Source organism: Streptomyces sp. NPDC058620, from assembly GCF_042717135.1.
GTDB lineage: Bacteria > Actinomycetota > Actinomycetes > Streptomycetales > Streptomycetaceae > Streptomyces.
Genome location: NZ_JBHXQO010000001.1, coordinates 350,672 through 365,419 on the forward strand (window position 1 = coordinate 350,672; position 14,748 = coordinate 365,419).

At 70.3% G+C, this 14,748-nt stretch carries 16 protein-coding genes and 1 pseudogene; 14 read left to right on the forward strand and 3 right to left on the reverse strand.

Annotation, left to right across the window (positions count from 1 at the left end):
- Positions 1-16 precede the first annotated feature (16 nt).
- The 6 genes from ACFWSK_RS01505 to ACFWSK_RS01530 are packed head-to-tail and all read left to right on the forward strand — an operon-like array spanning position 17 to position 4,064.
- Positions 17-451, forward strand: coding sequence for a cupin domain-containing protein (locus ACFWSK_RS01505; RefSeq protein WP_383780402.1), 435 nt, complete (start codon positions 17-19; stop codon positions 449-451).
- Positions 448-1,716 (forward strand): beta-ketoacyl-[acyl-carrier-protein] synthase family protein, encoded by a 1,269-nt coding sequence (locus ACFWSK_RS01510; protein ID WP_383780404.1) that lies wholly within the window; start codon positions 448-450, stop codon positions 1,714-1,716. Before ACFWSK_RS01505 ends, ACFWSK_RS01510 begins: the two co-directional genes overlap by 4 nt.
- Positions 1,713-2,963, forward strand: a complete 1,251-nt coding sequence (locus ACFWSK_RS01515) for a ketosynthase chain-length factor (protein WP_383780406.1) — start codon at positions 1,713-1,715, stop codon at positions 2,961-2,963. The genes ACFWSK_RS01510 and ACFWSK_RS01515 overlap by 4 nt, the downstream gene beginning before the upstream one ends.
- Positions 2,964-2,979: 16 nt before the next feature.
- Positions 2,980-3,237, forward strand: coding sequence for an acyl carrier protein (locus ACFWSK_RS01520; protein WP_383780408.1), 258 nt, complete (start codon positions 2,980-2,982; stop codon positions 3,235-3,237).
- A gap of 1 nt (position 3,238) precedes the next feature.
- Positions 3,239-3,718 carry an SRPBCC family protein gene (locus ACFWSK_RS01525; protein ID WP_383780411.1) on the forward strand — a complete coding sequence of 160 codons (480 nt, stop codon included), beginning with the start codon at positions 3,239-3,241 and terminating at the stop codon, positions 3,716-3,718.
- A 13-nt stretch (positions 3,719-3,731) separates the two neighbouring features.
- Positions 3,732-4,064: a TcmI family type II polyketide cyclase gene (locus ACFWSK_RS01530; protein WP_383780413.1), complete on the forward strand. Its 333-nt coding sequence runs from the start codon at positions 3,732-3,734 to the stop codon at positions 4,062-4,064.
- 68 nt (positions 4,065-4,132) lie between these two features.
- On the opposite strand, the gene ACFWSK_RS01535 is transcribed toward ACFWSK_RS01530, so the two are convergent.
- The 3 genes from ACFWSK_RS01535 to ACFWSK_RS01545 all read right to left on the reverse strand — a co-directional run bounded on the left by ACFWSK_RS01535 (position 4,133) and on the right by ACFWSK_RS01545 (position 8,256).
- Positions 4,133-5,203 (reverse strand): methyltransferase, encoded by a 1,071-nt coding sequence (locus tag ACFWSK_RS01535; protein WP_383780415.1) that lies wholly within the window; start codon positions 5,201-5,203, stop codon positions 4,133-4,135.
- Positions 5,204-5,238: 35 nt separating this feature from the next.
- On the reverse strand, positions 5,239-6,312 hold the full coding sequence (locus ACFWSK_RS01540; RefSeq protein ID WP_383780418.1) for a nitrous oxide reductase family maturation protein NosD: 1,074 nt from the start codon (positions 6,310-6,312) through the stop codon (positions 5,239-5,241).
- Positions 6,313-6,627: 315 nt separating this feature from the next.
- Positions 6,628-8,256 carry an acyl-CoA synthetase gene (locus ACFWSK_RS01545; RefSeq protein WP_383780421.1) on the reverse strand — a complete coding sequence of 543 codons (1,629 nt, stop codon included), beginning with the start codon at positions 8,254-8,256 and terminating at the stop codon, positions 6,628-6,630.
- A gap of 168 nt (positions 8,257-8,424) precedes the next feature.
- Between ACFWSK_RS01545 and ACFWSK_RS01550 the strand changes: the two genes are divergently transcribed.
- The 8 genes and pseudogenes from ACFWSK_RS01550 to ACFWSK_RS01585 form a co-directional block, all read left to right on the forward strand.
- Complete coding sequence (locus ACFWSK_RS01550) at positions 8,425-9,225, forward strand: crotonase/enoyl-CoA hydratase family protein (protein WP_383780423.1); 801 nt, start codon at positions 8,425-8,427, stop codon at positions 9,223-9,225.
- Between the two features lie 15 nt (positions 9,226-9,240).
- Positions 9,241-10,188 carry a Zn-ribbon domain-containing OB-fold protein gene (locus tag ACFWSK_RS01555; protein WP_383780425.1) on the forward strand — a complete coding sequence of 316 codons (948 nt, stop codon included), beginning with the start codon at positions 9,241-9,243 and terminating at the stop codon, positions 10,186-10,188.
- Entirely contained in the window at positions 10,189-11,241 is a 1,053-nt protein-coding gene (locus ACFWSK_RS01560; RefSeq protein ID WP_383780427.1) for a thiolase domain-containing protein, read from the forward strand.
- On the forward strand, positions 11,234-12,400 hold the full coding sequence (locus ACFWSK_RS01565) for a thiolase domain-containing protein (protein WP_383780430.1): 1,167 nt from the start codon (positions 11,234-11,236) through the stop codon (positions 12,398-12,400). The genes ACFWSK_RS01560 and ACFWSK_RS01565 overlap by 8 nt, the downstream gene beginning before the upstream one ends.
- 227 nt (positions 12,401-12,627) lie before the next feature.
- A complete protein-coding gene (locus ACFWSK_RS01570) occupies positions 12,628-13,257 on the forward strand; it encodes a CGNR zinc finger domain-containing protein (RefSeq protein ID WP_383780432.1) in 630 nt (209 codons plus the stop codon).
- Between the two features lie 10 nt (positions 13,258-13,267).
- Complete coding sequence (locus tag ACFWSK_RS01575) at positions 13,268-13,669, forward strand: ACT domain-containing protein (protein ID WP_383780435.1); 402 nt, start codon at positions 13,268-13,270, stop codon at positions 13,667-13,669.
- A 113-nt stretch (positions 13,670-13,782) separates the two neighbouring features.
- Positions 13,783-14,283: a hypothetical protein gene (locus ACFWSK_RS01580; protein ID WP_383780437.1), complete on the forward strand. Its 501-nt coding sequence runs from the start codon at positions 13,783-13,785 to the stop codon at positions 14,281-14,283.
- A gap of 114 nt (positions 14,284-14,397) precedes the next feature.
- Positions 14,398-14,721, forward strand: a pseudogene (locus tag ACFWSK_RS01585) (glycoside hydrolase N-terminal domain-containing protein); the annotation flags it as partial.
- Positions 14,722-14,748 lie beyond the last annotated feature (27 nt).

Consider the following 14,748-nt stretch of genomic DNA (forward strand, 5'->3'; position numbering starts at 1 on the left):
CCGAAGGAGAGCAGTTATGACCACGTTCCGACCTCGCATCGTGGACCTGAGCGAGACCGAGCCCAACCGCAGGCGCGGAGGCGATCTGCGCGCCTTGCTCACGCCCACGGCGGTGGGCGCCACCAGCGGCTTCATGGGGCTGGCCATCGTCGAGCCGGGTGATCGCATCGGCGAGCACTACCACCCGTACTCCGAGGAATTCGTGTATGTCGTGAGCGGCCTCCTCGAGGTGGATCTGGACGGTGAACCACACCGGATGCGTCCCGACCAGGGTCTGTTGATCCCCCCGCACGTGCGCCACCGTTTCCGCAACGTGGGCGACGTGGAAGCGCGCATGGTCTTCCACCTCGGCCCGCTCGCCCCGCGCCCGGAGCTCGGTCACGTCGACACCGAGCACACCGACACCGCCGAGCTGAGCGCGCTTCCAGAACGAACCGAGACCGCTTCATGACCCGGCGCGTGGCGGTCACCGGAGTAGGCGTCGTCGCCCCCGGTGGGATCGGCGTGCCGGCTTTCTGGGATCTCCTCGCCAACGGCCGCACCGCGACGCGGGGCATCACTCTCTTCGACCCCGCGGGGTTCCGCTCGCGCATCGCCGCCGAGTGCGACTTCGATCCCGCGGCGCACGGTCTCGACGAGGAGCAGGTCACACGCTCCGACCGGTATGTCCAGTTCGCCCTGGTGGCTGCCAGGGAAGCCCTGAACGACGCCGGACTCGACCTGGAGAGGGAGGACCCCTGGCGTATCGGGGTGTCCCTGGGCACCGCGGTCGGGGGCACCACACGCCTCGAGCACGACTACGTCGCAGTCAGCGAAAGCGGCGCGCGCTGGGACGTCGACCCCCGCCCGGCCGGCCGCCACCTGGAACGGGCCTTCTCGCCCAGTACCCTCGCCTCGGCGGTGGCCGAGCAGGTCGGCGCCCACGGCCCGGTGCAGACCGTCTCGACGGGCTGCACCTCCGGCCTCGACGCGATCGGGTACGCCTTCCACTCCATCGAGGACGGCCGGGTCGACGTGTGCGTCACCGGGGCGTCGGACTCGCCGATCACCCCCATCACAGTGGCGTGCTTCGACGCCATCAAGGCGACCTCACCGAACAACGACGACCCGGAGCACGCCTCGCGGCCCTTCGACGCCCGCCGGGACGGCTTCGTCATGGGTGAGGGCGGAGCCGTGCTCGTCCTGGAGGAACTGGAACACGCCCGCGCCCGTGGTGCGACCGTGTACTGCGAGATCGTGGGCTACGCCACCTTCGGCAACGCCTATCACATGACCGGGCTGACCCCCGAGGGGCTGGAGATGGCCGAGGCGATCAACTCGGTCCTCGACCACGCCCGGATGGACGGCACCCGGATCGACTATGTCAACGCGCACGGCTCGGGCACCAAGCAGAACGACCGGCACGAGACGGCCGCCGTGAAACGGGCACTGGGCACGCACGCCCACAAGGTGCCGATGAGCTCGATCAAGTCCATGGTCGGTCACTCGCTCGGCGCCATCGGAGCGATCGAGATCGCGGCGTGTGTGCTGGCCCTGGTCCATCAGACGGTGCCGCCGACGGCGAACTACGAGACCCCCGACCCCGAGTGCGACCTCGACTACGTGCCGCGTGTCGCGCGTCCCATGAAGCTGCGCAGCGTTCTCTCGGTGGGCAGCGGATTCGGTGGTTTCCAGTCCGCGGTGGCCCTGACCCGTTCCGCTGGGAGGACCCATTGAGTACCGGACAGAACCGGCGATCGGTCGTCACCGGTATCGGTGTCGTGGCTCCCAACGGGACAGGCACCGGTGCCTTCTGGAAGGGGACGCAGGAGGGCCTGAGCGTCCTGGACCGGGTCTCCCGCGAGGGATGCGAGCACCTGCCGTTGCGCGTCGCGGGCGAGGTCAGGGACTTCGACGCCGTCGCGCTGATCGAAGAGCGCTACCTCGTGCAGACCGACCGGTTCACGCATTTCGCGATGGCCGCGGCAGACCTTGCCCTGGCTGACGCCCGGCTCGGCCGCGCCGACTACGAGGGCGCGCCGTTCAGTGTGGGCGTGGTGACCGCCGCAGGGTCCGGCGGCGGGGAATTCGGACAGCGCGAACTGCAACGGCTGTGGGGAGAGGGCTCCCGCTTCGTCGGCCCCTACCAGTCCATTGCCTGGTTCTACGCCGCGAGTACCGGCCAGATCTCGATCCGCGGCGGGTTCAAGGGGCCCTGCGCGGTGGTGGCCAGTGACGAGGCCGGCGGCCTGGACGCACTCATGCACGCCGCCAGGTCCATCCACCGTGGTGCGGGCGCTGTTGTCGTGGGTGCGGCCGAGGCACCTCTGGCCCCGTACTCGGTCGTCTGCCAGCTCGGGTACGACGACCTCAGCACGTGCGAGGACCCCACTCGCGCCTACCGCCCGTTCACTTCGGACGCCTGCGGCTTCGTGCCGGCCGAGGGCGGCGCCATGCTGGTGGTCGAGGAGGAGACGGCGGCCCGCGACCGCGGGGCCGACATCCGAGCCGAACTCGCCGGCCACGCTGCGACGTTCACCGGAGCATCCGGGTGGGAGCACTCCCGGGAGGGTCTTGCCCGGGCGATCACCGGCGCGCTCAAGGAAGCCCGCTGTGCGCCGGAGGAGATCGACGTCGTCTTCGCGGACGCGCTCGGCGTACCGGCGGCCGACCGTGCCGAAGCACTGGCCATCGCGGACGCCCTGGGTCCGCACGGACGGCGCGTACCCGTGACGGCACCCAAGGCCGGCACCGGCCGCGCCTACTGCGGAGCGCCCGTACTGGACACCGCCGCCGCCGTGCTGGCCATGGAGCACGGCCTGATTCCGCCCACTCCGAACGTCTTCGACGTCTGCCACGACCTCGATGTGGTCACCGGTCGCGCGCGCCCCGCGGAACTGCGTACGGCGCTCGTGCTGAGCCGGGGACTCATGGGTTCGAACTCGGCACTCGTACTGCGACACCCCGTCGCCATCCCGTCGTGAGAAGGAGAAGCCCCTCATGAACGCTCAACTGACCTACGAGGAACTCGCCGCGCTGATGAAGAGCGGTGCCGGGGTCACCGTCGATCCCCAGCAGATGGAGAGCCGGCCCGCATCCGCCTTCGAGGAGTACGGCCTCGACTCCTTGGGGCTCCTCGGCATCGTGGCCGTCCTGGAGAACCGGTACGGACGGCCCCTGCCGGCCGACGCCGACCGGTGCAAGTCGCCCCGCGAGTTCCTCGACCTCGTCAACAACACCCTCGTGACAGGAGCCTGACGTGTCCGGACACACCGAGAACGACATCACCATCGCCGCACCCCTGGACTTCGTGTGGGACGTGACGAACGACCTCGAGGAATGGCCGCGGCTGTTCAGCGAGTACGCGGCGGTCGAGGTGATCGCGCGCGAGGGTGAGAAGACGACGTTCCGGCTGACCATGCACCCCGACGACAACGGCAAGGTCTGGAGCTGGGTCTCGGAGCGCACCACCGACCGTGGTGCGCGCAGCGTCCGGGCCCGCCGCGTCGAGCCGGGCCCGTTCCAGCACATGGACATCCACTGGAAGTACTCGGAGGTCCCCGGCGGCACGAAGATGCACTGGACCCAGGACTTCGCGATGAGGCCCGACGCCCCGGTCGACGACGCGTGGATGACCGAGAACATCAACCGCAACTCCCGCATCCAGATGGAACTCATCCGGGACAAGATCGAGGAGCGGGACCGGGAGCGCCGTTCCGCATCGGTCACGGCCAACTGAAAGGCGTCCCCCGATGCATCACGCTCTCATCGTCGCCCGTATGGCGCCGGAATCCGCACCCGACATCGCCGAACTGTTCGCGGCCTCCGACAGCACCGAACTGCCGCACCTCGTCGGGGTCAACCGGCGCACCCTGTTCCAGTTCGGCGACGTGTACCTGCATCTGATCGAATCCGAACAGCCTCCGGGTCCGGCCATCGCCAAGGTGACGGAGCATCCGGCGTTCAAGGACATCAGTGACAAGCTCACCGCCTTCGTGAGCCCCTACGACCCGCAGACATGGCGCGGTCCCAAGGACGCGATGGCCCAGCAGTTCTACCGGTGGCAGCGCGACTCCACCGCCTGACACGCAGAATCGCCCCTGGCCCGGCGCAAGCGCTGGACCAGGGGCGATTCTGCGTGCTCAGGGAGAACTCAGCCGGGGACGACGCATTCGAACGCGTGCAGATACGTGTTGACCGGACGGACCTCGCCCACGAGCAGCCCGGAGTCCGACAGCCGGCCGACCAGACTGTCCCTGGAGTGCTTCGCTCCACCGACGTTGAGGAGCAGCAGCAGGTCCATGGCGGTGGTGAACCTCATCGACGGGGTGTCGTCGACGAGATTCTCGATGATCACGACTCTGGCTCCCGGACGGGCCGCGGCGACGATGTTGCGCAGGGTCCTGCGGGTGCTGTCGTCGTCCCATTCGAGGATGTTCTTGATGATGTAGAGATCGGCCTCGACCGGGATGTCCTCGCGGCAGTCCCCGGCGACGATGTGTACCCGCCCGGCGAGCGCACCGCCGTCCCGGAGCCGGGCATCCGCCTTCGCGACCACGCCCGGCAGATCCAGCAGGGTTCCGCGGACCTCCGGGTGCTTCTCCAGCAGACTCGCCAGTACATGTCCCTGGCCACCTCCGATGTCGGCGACGACGGAGACCCCGGTGAGGTCGAGGAGTTCGGCGACATCCAGCGCGGACTGCATGCTGGACGTGGTCATGGCCCGGTTGAAGACGTGGGCCGACTCTGCCGCGTCCTGGTGCAGGTAGTCGAAGAAGCCCTTGCCGAATGTCTCCGGGAAGACGCTCGTGCCGGAACGCACGGCGTCGTCGAGTCGCGGCCAGACCTCCCAGGTCCAGGGCTCCGTGCACCACAGGGAGATGTACCGCAGGCTGTTCGGATCGTCTTCGCGGAGCAGCCGGGACATGTCCGTGTGGCTGAACTTCCCGTCCGCGGTCTCGGTGAAGACCCCGTAGCAGCACAGGGCGCGGAGCAGCCGTTGCAGGGGTACGGGCTCGGTGTTCACCAGCTGCGCGAGCTCCGCCGCGCCGGCGGGCGATTCCCCGAGTGCGTCGGCGACCCGCAGCCGGGCAGCCGCGCGTACGGCTGCTGCGCAGGCCGCCCCGAAGGCGAGTTCCCTCAGCCGCATGGCCGGTGGCGGGGTGGGGGCGGTGGGCGGGGTGTGGGTCTGGGGGGTGCTGGTGGTGGGGCTCACGGTGGTCATACCGCCTCGATTCCTCTCGTGCAGGGGATCACGCGTCAGCACATCCCTGCTGGTACGGACGTCCCGCACTGGTTGCGGACGAATGTGTTGCCCGTTCCGGTGTCCCGGTTGGCCAGGTCCGCCGGTCGGTTGTCCACCACCACGTTGTCGCTGATGGAGTTGCCGGTGTTGGGGGCGCCCACGAAGCTCTTGACCAGCACGATCCCGCCCGAGAGCGGGGTGGAGCCCACGTTGTTCCGGATCAGGTTCGAGCGCACGGTCGTGTCCTCGCTGCCCGTGAGGACGATGCCGGTCCCCTGGATGGCCGACAGCCGGGGGTTCGCGGGGCAGAACTTGTTGTTCGCGACGATCCGGTTGCCCTGGATGGTCATCGCGCCGGCCCGGGGCTTCGACTCGTCGCCCACGACGAACACGCCGCTGCAGTTACCGGTCATGAAGTTGTCCTGGACCGTGAGGTTCCTGACCCGTCGGACAGTGACGCCGATCCGGTTCCCGGTCAGGGTGTTGTCCCGGATCTGCGCTCCGAGGGTGTCGGTGGCCCCGGCCTCCTCGCTGACCGTGTTCGCGAGGAAGATCCCGGCGTCGCCGTTGTCGCGGGCGGTGTTGTTCCGGAACTCACCCCGGGTGGAGCGCTCCTGGCCGATGCCCCAGGTGCCATTGTTCGTGGAGGTCACTTTGCGGACGGTCAGCCGGTCGGTCCAGGAGGCCCAGATGCCGTTCTTCTTGAAACCCGAGACGGTCAGCGAGCGGATGCTCACGTCGTCGACGGGCTTGCCCGACGCGCCCAGGACGCAGATTCCGCTTCCGGCCTTCGCGCAGGCGTTGCCGGCCTCCGCGGCCGCCGCCCCCGGCCTGATGACGGTCCTGCCCCCGGTGCCGAGCAGGGTCAGGCCCGGCTTCGTGATGAGGACGCTTTCCCTGTAGGTGCCGGGCAGAACGACAACGACGTCGCCCGGCCGTGCGGCGTCCACGGCCTTCTGGATCGACTCGCCCGGACGGACTACATGTCCGCCTTCGACGGCTGCGGAGGAGGAGGGGACGGCGAGGCTCAGTCCCGTGGCCGTGGCGAGCACGACGCCGGCCAGGCATGTGAGGTGTTTGTTCTTCATGAGCCGAAGCTATGGGTGATCCCCCCCTGCGGCCACACAGGGTGATCTGGTGAGCGCATAGCGTGCCTAAATGGCTTACGCCCGACCCGCCGTCTGCGCTCATCCGGTGACGGACCAGGCGCCCTGGTCGGACAGGGGCAGGTCGGGCAGGCAGCCATCGATGAGGCCGGGCCCCGGTGTGCCGTGTTCCCCTCTGCCCGCGCGCCCCGGCTCGCCGGCGTGGTCACGACCGGGGCAGCTGACGCGCCGGCCGGCGTCGAGTACGCCATCGGCGGGGCCCGGGTGCCCCGCCGGGACCGAGGCGTGTGGGGTGGTTCAGTCCTGCGGGGTGCCGGCCGCCGTGACCGCCTTGGCCCACCGGTAGTCCGCCTTGCCGCTCGGTGACCGCCGTATGCGGTCGGCGAGGACGACACTGCGGGGGATCTTGTAGCCGGCCAGCCGGGTGCGGCAGTGCGCCTGCACGGCGTCCAGGTCCAGCCGGGCAGCTCCCTCGCGCAGCTGCAGCACGGCCGCGACGCGATTGCCCCACCGGGCGTCGGGCACTCCGGCGACCAGCGCGTCGTACACATCCGCATGGGCCTTGAGTGCCTGCTCGACCTCCTCCGGATAGACCTTCTCGCCGCCGGTGTTGATGCACTGCGACCCGCGCCCGAGCACGGTGACGATGCCGTCGTCGTCGACGGTCGCCATGTCGCCCAGCAGCACCCAGCGTTCCTCGCCCTTCCGGAAGAAGGTCTCGGCGGTCTTGGCGGGATCGTTGTAGTACCCGAGCGGTACATGACCGCGCTGGGCGATCCGCCCCGGCTCACCGGGTACCACCGGCTCGTACGTCGCCGGATCGACCACGGCCGTACGGGAGTTGACCTGGACCCGAAAGCCCCTGTCGGGTCCGGAGTCGGCTGTCGCCGTGCCGTTGAAGCCGGACTCCGACGAGCCGAAGTTGTTGAGCAGCATCACCGTAGGCACGAGCGCCTGGAACTCCGCGCGCACCGAGTCCGACATGATCGCGCCCGAACTGGAGACGGAGAACATCGACGAGCAGTCGACGCCTTTCAGCGGACCCTTGAGCGCGTCGATCAGCGGTCGCAGCATCGCGTCGCCGACCAGGGACACGCTCGTGACCTTCTCCTTCTCGATGGTCCGGAGCACCTCCTCCGGGGCGAACCTGCGGTGCACGACGACGCGCTGGCCGAAGTTGAAGCCGATGAACGCGGTGAGGGTGGAGGTGCCGTGCATCAGCGGGGGAGTGGGGAAGAAGGTGATGCCGTCACCGCCCGCGGCGACCCGCTCGGCCAGTTCCTGCGGGGTCTTCACCGGCTCGCCCGTCGGAGCGCCGCCCCCGAGTCCGGAGAAGAACAGATCCTCCTGGCGCCACATCACGCCCTTCGGCATGCCGGTCGTGCCGCCGGTGTAGATGATGAACAGGTCGTCGGCCGAGCGCGGCGCGAAGCCGCGCGCGGGCGAGCCGGCCGCTTCCGCGTCGGTGAACGGTACGGCGCCGAGGGGGCCCGGAGTGCCCGCGGCGGGCTCTCCGACGCGTACGAGGTGGCGCAGCTTCGCCGCCTGCGGGGCGGCTGCCGTCACCCGCTCGTCGAACTCGGCGTCGAAGACCAGCGCCGCCAGATCGGCGTCCCGGTAGAGGTAGACCAACTCCTCCTCCACGTAACGGTAATTGACGTTCACCGGCACGATGCGGGCCTTGAGGCAGGCCAGCACGGTCTGGAGGTACTCGATGCCGTTGTAGAGATGCAGCCCCAGGTGCTCGCGGGGGCGGATGCCGGCGTCCAGCAGGTGGTGTGCGATCCGGTTGGCGGCGGTGTCCAGCTGGGTGTAGGTGAGACGGCGCTCGGCACCCGTGCCGGGATGGTCGAGGTAGACGAGCGCCTCGCGGTCCGGAACGGCGTCGACGACCGACTCGAACAGGTCGGCAAGGTTGTACTCCACCGTTCCTCCTGACCCCGGGGTGACTGGCGACTCGGCGGTCATTACAGCGCCGACCGGCGCAACTGGGAAGAGGAGGCACAGAAGTAATCTGACTGACTGTCAGAAAACTATTGAACTGCGGCCCCTCCTACTGCAACCTGTTCTAGGTCCTGAGACTGGAGGCAGGCAATGGGCGGTACGGAACACCTGAGCGTGCGGCGCGAAGGCGCCACGCTGGTGCTCACTCTGAACAGGCCGGAGGCCAAGAACGCACTCTCGCTGCCGATGCTCGTCGGGCTCTACGACGGCTGGCTGGCGGCGGACGAGGACGACACGCTCCGCTCCGTCGTCCTCACCGGCGCGGGCGGCTCCTTCTGCGCCGGCATGGACCTCAAAGCCCTCGCGGGCAAAGGGATGGAGGGCGAGCAGTACCGGGACCGGATGAAAGCCGACCCCGACCTGCACTGGAAGGCGATGCTGCGCCACCACCGCCCCCGCAAACCCGTCATCGCCGCCGTCGAGGGCCACTGCGTCGCCGGCGGCACCGAGATCCTCCAGGGCACCGACATCCGCATCGCCGGAGCGGGCGCCACCTTCGGCCTCTTCGAGGTCAGACGAGGTCTCTTCCCCATCGGCGGCTCCACCGTGCGCCTGCCCCGCCAGATCGCCCGCACCCACGCCCTCGAAATGCTCCTCACCGGCCGTCCGTACAGCGCGGCGGAAGCCGCCGGTATCGGCCTGATCGGCAGGGTCGTCCCCGACGGCACCGCCCTGGAGCAGGCACTCGCCGTCGCCGAACAGATCAACGCCTGCGGTCCGCTCGCGGTCGAGGCGGTCAAGGCGTCGGTGTACGAGAGCGCGGAGATGACCGAGAGCGAGGGCCTGGCCGCCGAACTGACGCGGGGCCTGCCGGTCTTCGCCACCGATGACGCCAAGGAAGGCGCCCGCGCCTTCGCCGAGAAGCGCCCGCCCGTCTACCGGCGCTCCTGAGCCAAGGAGGCAACCGTGCCCGAGGTCCTCAGCGCCCCGCTGGTGGTCGAATTCCCCTTCACCCGCTCGCTGGGCCCCGTCCAGAGCGCCTTCCTCACCGGGCTGCGCGAACGCACCGTCCTCGGTGTCCGCACCGGCCGGGGCGAGATCCTGGTCCCGCCCGTCGAGTACGACCCCGTCACCGCCGAGGAGATCGGCGACCTGGTCGAGGTCGCGGCCACCGGCACCGTCACCACCTGGGCCTGGAACCCTTCCCCGCGCCGGGACCAGCCGCTCGGCACCCCCTTCGCCTGGGTCCTCGTCCGGCTCGACGGCGCCGACACGGCGCTGCTCCACGTCCTCGACGCGCCCGGCCCCGAAGCGGTCCGCACGGGCATGCGCGTCCGTATCCGCTGGGCACCGGACCGCACCGGCGCCATCACGGACATCGCCTGCTTCGAACCGTACGCAAGCGAGAGCGTAACCGCCGAACCCCGCCCGCACAGCGGCGAGTTCGCCGACCCGGTCGCCGGCATCGTCACACCCGCCCGGCTCGACTACACGTACCACCCGGGCCGCGCGCAGAGCGCCTATCTCGAAGCGCTGGCCGGGCAGCGCGTCGTCGGTGAACGCTGCCCCGCGTGCCGGAAGGTCTACGTCCCGCCGCGCGGCGCCTGCCCCACCTGCGGAGTCGCCACCGACGAACGGGTCGAGGTGGGGCCGCGCGGCACCGTCACGACGTTCTGCATCGTCAACATCAAGGCGAAGAACGCCGCCATCGAAGTCCCCTACGTCTACGCCCACATCGCCCTCGACGGCGCCGACCTCGCCCTGCACGCACGGATCGGGGGCATCCCCTACGACCAGGTGCGCATGGGGCTGCGCGTGGAACCCGTCTGGACGCAGGGCGGCCGCCACCCCGACCACTACCGGCCCACCGGCGAACCCGACGCCGACTACGACACGTACAAGGAGCTGGTGTAGATGCGAGACGTGGCGATCGTCGCCTTCGCGCAGACCGGCCACCGGCGGCGCACCGACGAACTCTCCGAGGTCGAGATGCTGATGCCAGTCCTGCATCAGGTCCTCGACGCGACGGGCCTGAAGGCGAGCGGTATCGGCTTCACCTGCTCCGGTTCCTCGGACTACCTCGCGGGCCGCCCGTTCTCCTTCACCATGGCGCTCGACGGTGTCGGCGCCCATCCGCCGATCTCCGAATCGCACGTCGAGACGGACGGCGCCTGGGCCCTGTACGAGGCATGGGTGAAGATCCGGACCGGAGAGGCGGACACCGCACTCGTCTACGCCTACGGCAAGTCCTCGTCCGGCGAGGTCCGCGATGTCCTCACCCGCCAGCTCGACCCGTACTACGTCGCCCCCCTCTGGCCCGACTCCGTCGCACTCGCCGCACTCCAGGCCCAGGCACTCATCGACGCCGGAGCCACCGACGAACCCGCGCTCGCCGGGATCGCCGCCCGCAGCCGCACCACCGCGACGGCCAACCCGCACGCCCAGCTCAGGGGCAGCGTTCCGGCCGGCGACTATCTCGTACAGCCGCTGCGCACCGGCGACTGCCCGCCCATCGGGGACGGCGCGGCGGCGGTGATCCTCGCCGCGGGGGACACGGCCCGCGCCCTGTGTGCCCGCCCCGCCTGGATCCGCGGGATCGACCACCGCATCGAGGCCCACTCCCTCGGCGTACGCGACCTGACCGACTCACCCTCCACCCGCCTCGCGGCCGAACGCGCCGGAGCGTTCGAACGTCCCGTGGACACCGCGGAGCTGCACGCCCCCTTCACCTCCCAGGAAGTCGTCCTGCGCAAGGCGCTCGGACTGGGTGACGACGTCGACGTGAACCCGTCGGGCGGCGCGCTCGCCGCCAACCCCGTGATGGCCACCGGCCTCATCCGTCTCGGCGAAGCCGCCGCACGCATCCACCGCGGCGAGTCCGACCGGGCACTCGCCCACGCCACCTCGGGCCCCTGCCTGCAACAGAACCTGGTCGCCGTACTGGAAGGGGAGCGCGCCCATGTCTAAGGAACCCGTAGCCGTCGTCGGCGTCGGCCAGACCAAGCACGTCGCCGCCCGGCACGACGTCTCCATCGCCGGACTGGTCCGCGAGGCCGCCTTCCGCGCACTGGAGGACGCGGGGCTGAGCTGGGCGGACATCGACGCCGTCGTCATCGGTAAGGCACCCGACTTCTTCGAGGGCCTGATGATGCCGGAGCTCTACCTCGCCGACGCACTCGGCGCCGTCGGCAAGCCGATGCTCCGCGTCCACACCGCGGGATCGGTCGGCGGTTCCACGGCCCTCGTCGCCGCCAGCCTCGTCGCCGCCCGCGTCCACCGCACCGTCCTCACCCTCGCCTTCGAGAAGCAGTCCGAATCGAACGCCATGTGGGGCCTCTCCCTGCCCGTCCCCTTCCAGCAGCCGCTGCTGGCCGGCGCGGGCGGCTTCTTCGCCCCGCACGTCCGTGCGTACATGCGCCGCACCGGAGCGCCCGGCACGGTCGGCTCCCTCGTCGCGTACAAGGACCGGCGCAACGCCCTGCTGAACCCGTACGCGCACATCCGGGACCCCGGCATCACGCTGGCGAAGGTCCAGGCCGCCCCCATGCTCTGGGACCCGATCCGCTATTCCGAGACCTGCCCCTCGTCCGACGGCGCCTGCGCCATGATCCTCACCGACCGGGGCGGGGCGGCCCGTTCGCCGCATCCGCCCGCCTGGGTGCACGGCGGAGCCATGCGCAGCGAACCGACGCTGTTCGCCGGTAAGGACTTCGTCTCCCCGCAGGCCGGCAAGGACTGCGCGGCCGATGTCTACCGGCAGGCGGGCATCACCGACCCGCGCCGGGAGATCGACGCCGTCGAGATGTACGTCCCGTTCTCGTGGTACGAGCCGATGTGGCTGGAGAACCTCGGGTTCGCGGTCGAGGGGGAGGGCTGGAAGCTCACCGAGTCCGGCGCCACCGAACTCGACGGCGATCTGCCGGTGAACCCCTCGGGCGGGGTTCTGTCCACCAACCCCATCGGGGCGTCCGGCATGATCCGCTTCGCCGAGGCAGCCCTTCAGGTACGCGGACTGGCCGGCGGGCATCAGGTGGACGGCGCCCGCAAGGCGCTCGGTCACGCCTACGGGGGAGGGGCGCAGTTCTTCTCGATGTGGCTCGTCGGCTCCCAGCCGCCGACGAGCTGAACCGGGCCCTGGCCGGGGACGGTCGACCGACGCACTTCGCGGGCTGGGACGAGCCGGGGCTCGACCTGAGCAAGGCCGACTGGCAGTCGGGCAGCAAGGGCACGGGAGCCCTTAGCTGATCTTCACCCCGGCGGAATGGGGTGCGTCCGTGGTGAACGCGCGGCACAGTGAGTTCAACCTAACGTAACCCTGCGTTAATGGTTGGGGTCGGCCTTATCGTTAGGCGTATGCCCGACACCCGGCCCGATGCCCGGCCCGACACCCAGCTCACGCTCGCTCTCGCCCTCACCATCCGCCACGACGGACAGGGGGGTGTCGCCGACGACCTCGACGCTCCCGCGGGCCTCACCCGGTGGGTCCGGCAGCATCCCGACAGTCTCGGCCGGGTGTCGGAGGACGACTGGCAGGCCGACGCGGCCACCCTCGCGGCCGTCCGGTCGCTGCGTGCCGCGGTCCGCGCGCTCTTCGCGCACGCCGTAAGCCCCGGCGAGCCGAGCCCCGCCGATGCCGGGCGGCTCCTGCCGGTCACCGAGGCGCTGGAACGGCTCAACGCCGCCGCGGCAGCCGTCCCCACCGTGCCGGTCCTGGAGTGGCGGGAAGGCGGCGAACCGATGTCCACCGACCGTCCGGCCACCCCCGCCGGGACGGGGCCCCACACCGTGGCCGCCACGCTCGCCCGCGCCGCGATCGGCTTCCTCGCCGGACCCGACCGACGCTCCCTGCGTGCCTGCCACGCCCCGAGGTGCGTGCGCTATTTCCTCAAGGAGCACCCCCGCCAGGAGTGGTGCAAACCGTCCTGCGGCAATCGCGCCCGGGTGGCCCGCCACCACGAGCGGCACCGCGCACCGCAGCCGTAGCCTGACGCCCATGACTGGCGAGCGCGATCTGCGAACCCTGCTGAAGAGCATGCGACCCGAGCTCAACCCCGGCCGCTACGTGTTCACCACGGTGCCGGACGGGGAGGTGCCCGAGGGTGCCTCCCCCGTCGTCACGGTCACCGAGCGCGAGGGGCTGACCCTGGTGCTGCCGGAGGCGGAAGCGGACGCCGCAGGTCTGGCGCACGACTACGTGGCCGGCTGGATCACCCTCCGGGTCCATTCGGCCCTGGACGCCGTAGGGCTGACCGCCGCCGTGGCGCTCGCCCTCACGGACGCCGGGCTGAGCTGCAATGTGGTCGCCGGATACCACCACGACCACCTGTTCGTCCCCTACGAGCGGGCCGCCGAGGCCGTGGGTGTGCTGGAGCGGCTGGCCGCCGAGTCGGCCTGACCCGAGCCGGTCCCGGCCCCCACGCCTCCGGCTGACCCGGAAAGCGCCGGTCACGGCCGCCCGGGGGCCGGGCCCGGCTCCGCGGCGTGAGCCGGGACACGTACCATGTCGGCATGTCCTTCCTCCGCCGCCGTAGCGCCGCCACACCCGCGGGCCCGGATTTCGACGTCCTGGCCATGGATCCGGGGGACTGGCCCGGTAACCTCGGCGCCGGTCTGCTTCCTGCCCCCGACGGGACCTGCCAGGGCGTGTTTCTGCGGTACGACCTGTTCGGCGGGCGCGGCCCGGCGATGATCATCGGCAATCTGCCCGAGGGCTCGCCCGCCCGCGACACCGAAGAGGGCCAGGTCCCCTTCGAGGTCGCCCAACTGCTGCTCGCGCTCGAGAACGACGAGCCGGTCGAGGTGACCGGCACCGAGGACTCGCCGGTCATGCAGGGCGACAACCTCCTGATCGTCCGGCGCGTCAAGCTCTCCGAGAGCCGTATCTCCTGCGTCCAGTTCGACCGGAGCGACGGCGTCCTGGTCACCATCGCCAGCTGGGACCGGCCGATCACCGACGATCTTTACGCGTTGCTGAAGCCGCTCCCCGCGGAGCTCTTCCAGCAGGGCTGAAACGTCCCGCCACGGGCCCGGTTCGCTTCTGTCCTAGCCTCAGCCGCCTCCGTCCAAGAGGCGGCTTTGTCATGTGCCTTGTCAGGCAGTCATCGGACTTTCAGCGTCGTAGGCATGACATCCGGGATCACGCGACGCGCGACAGTGAAGTCCGCAATCTGCGCAACAGGCGCCCTGGTGGGGGGAATTCCATCCCTGGCAGGAACGGCCGCAGCGGCCGGTACGTCCGATGAATCAGCGGGAGCGTCCGAGGCGGCGGCGTCATCGGCACTCCTGCTCCAGTACGGCGCACCCGCCGCGGACTGGGAACGCGGCTCACCGCCCATCGGCAGCGGTGCGCTCGGCGCCAGCGTCTTCGGCACCCTCGCGTCGGAGCGGCTCACGCTCAACGAGAAGACCCTGTGGACCGGCGGGCCCGGCTCCGTCCCGGGACACGACTCCGGCAACTGGACCACCCCCAGACCG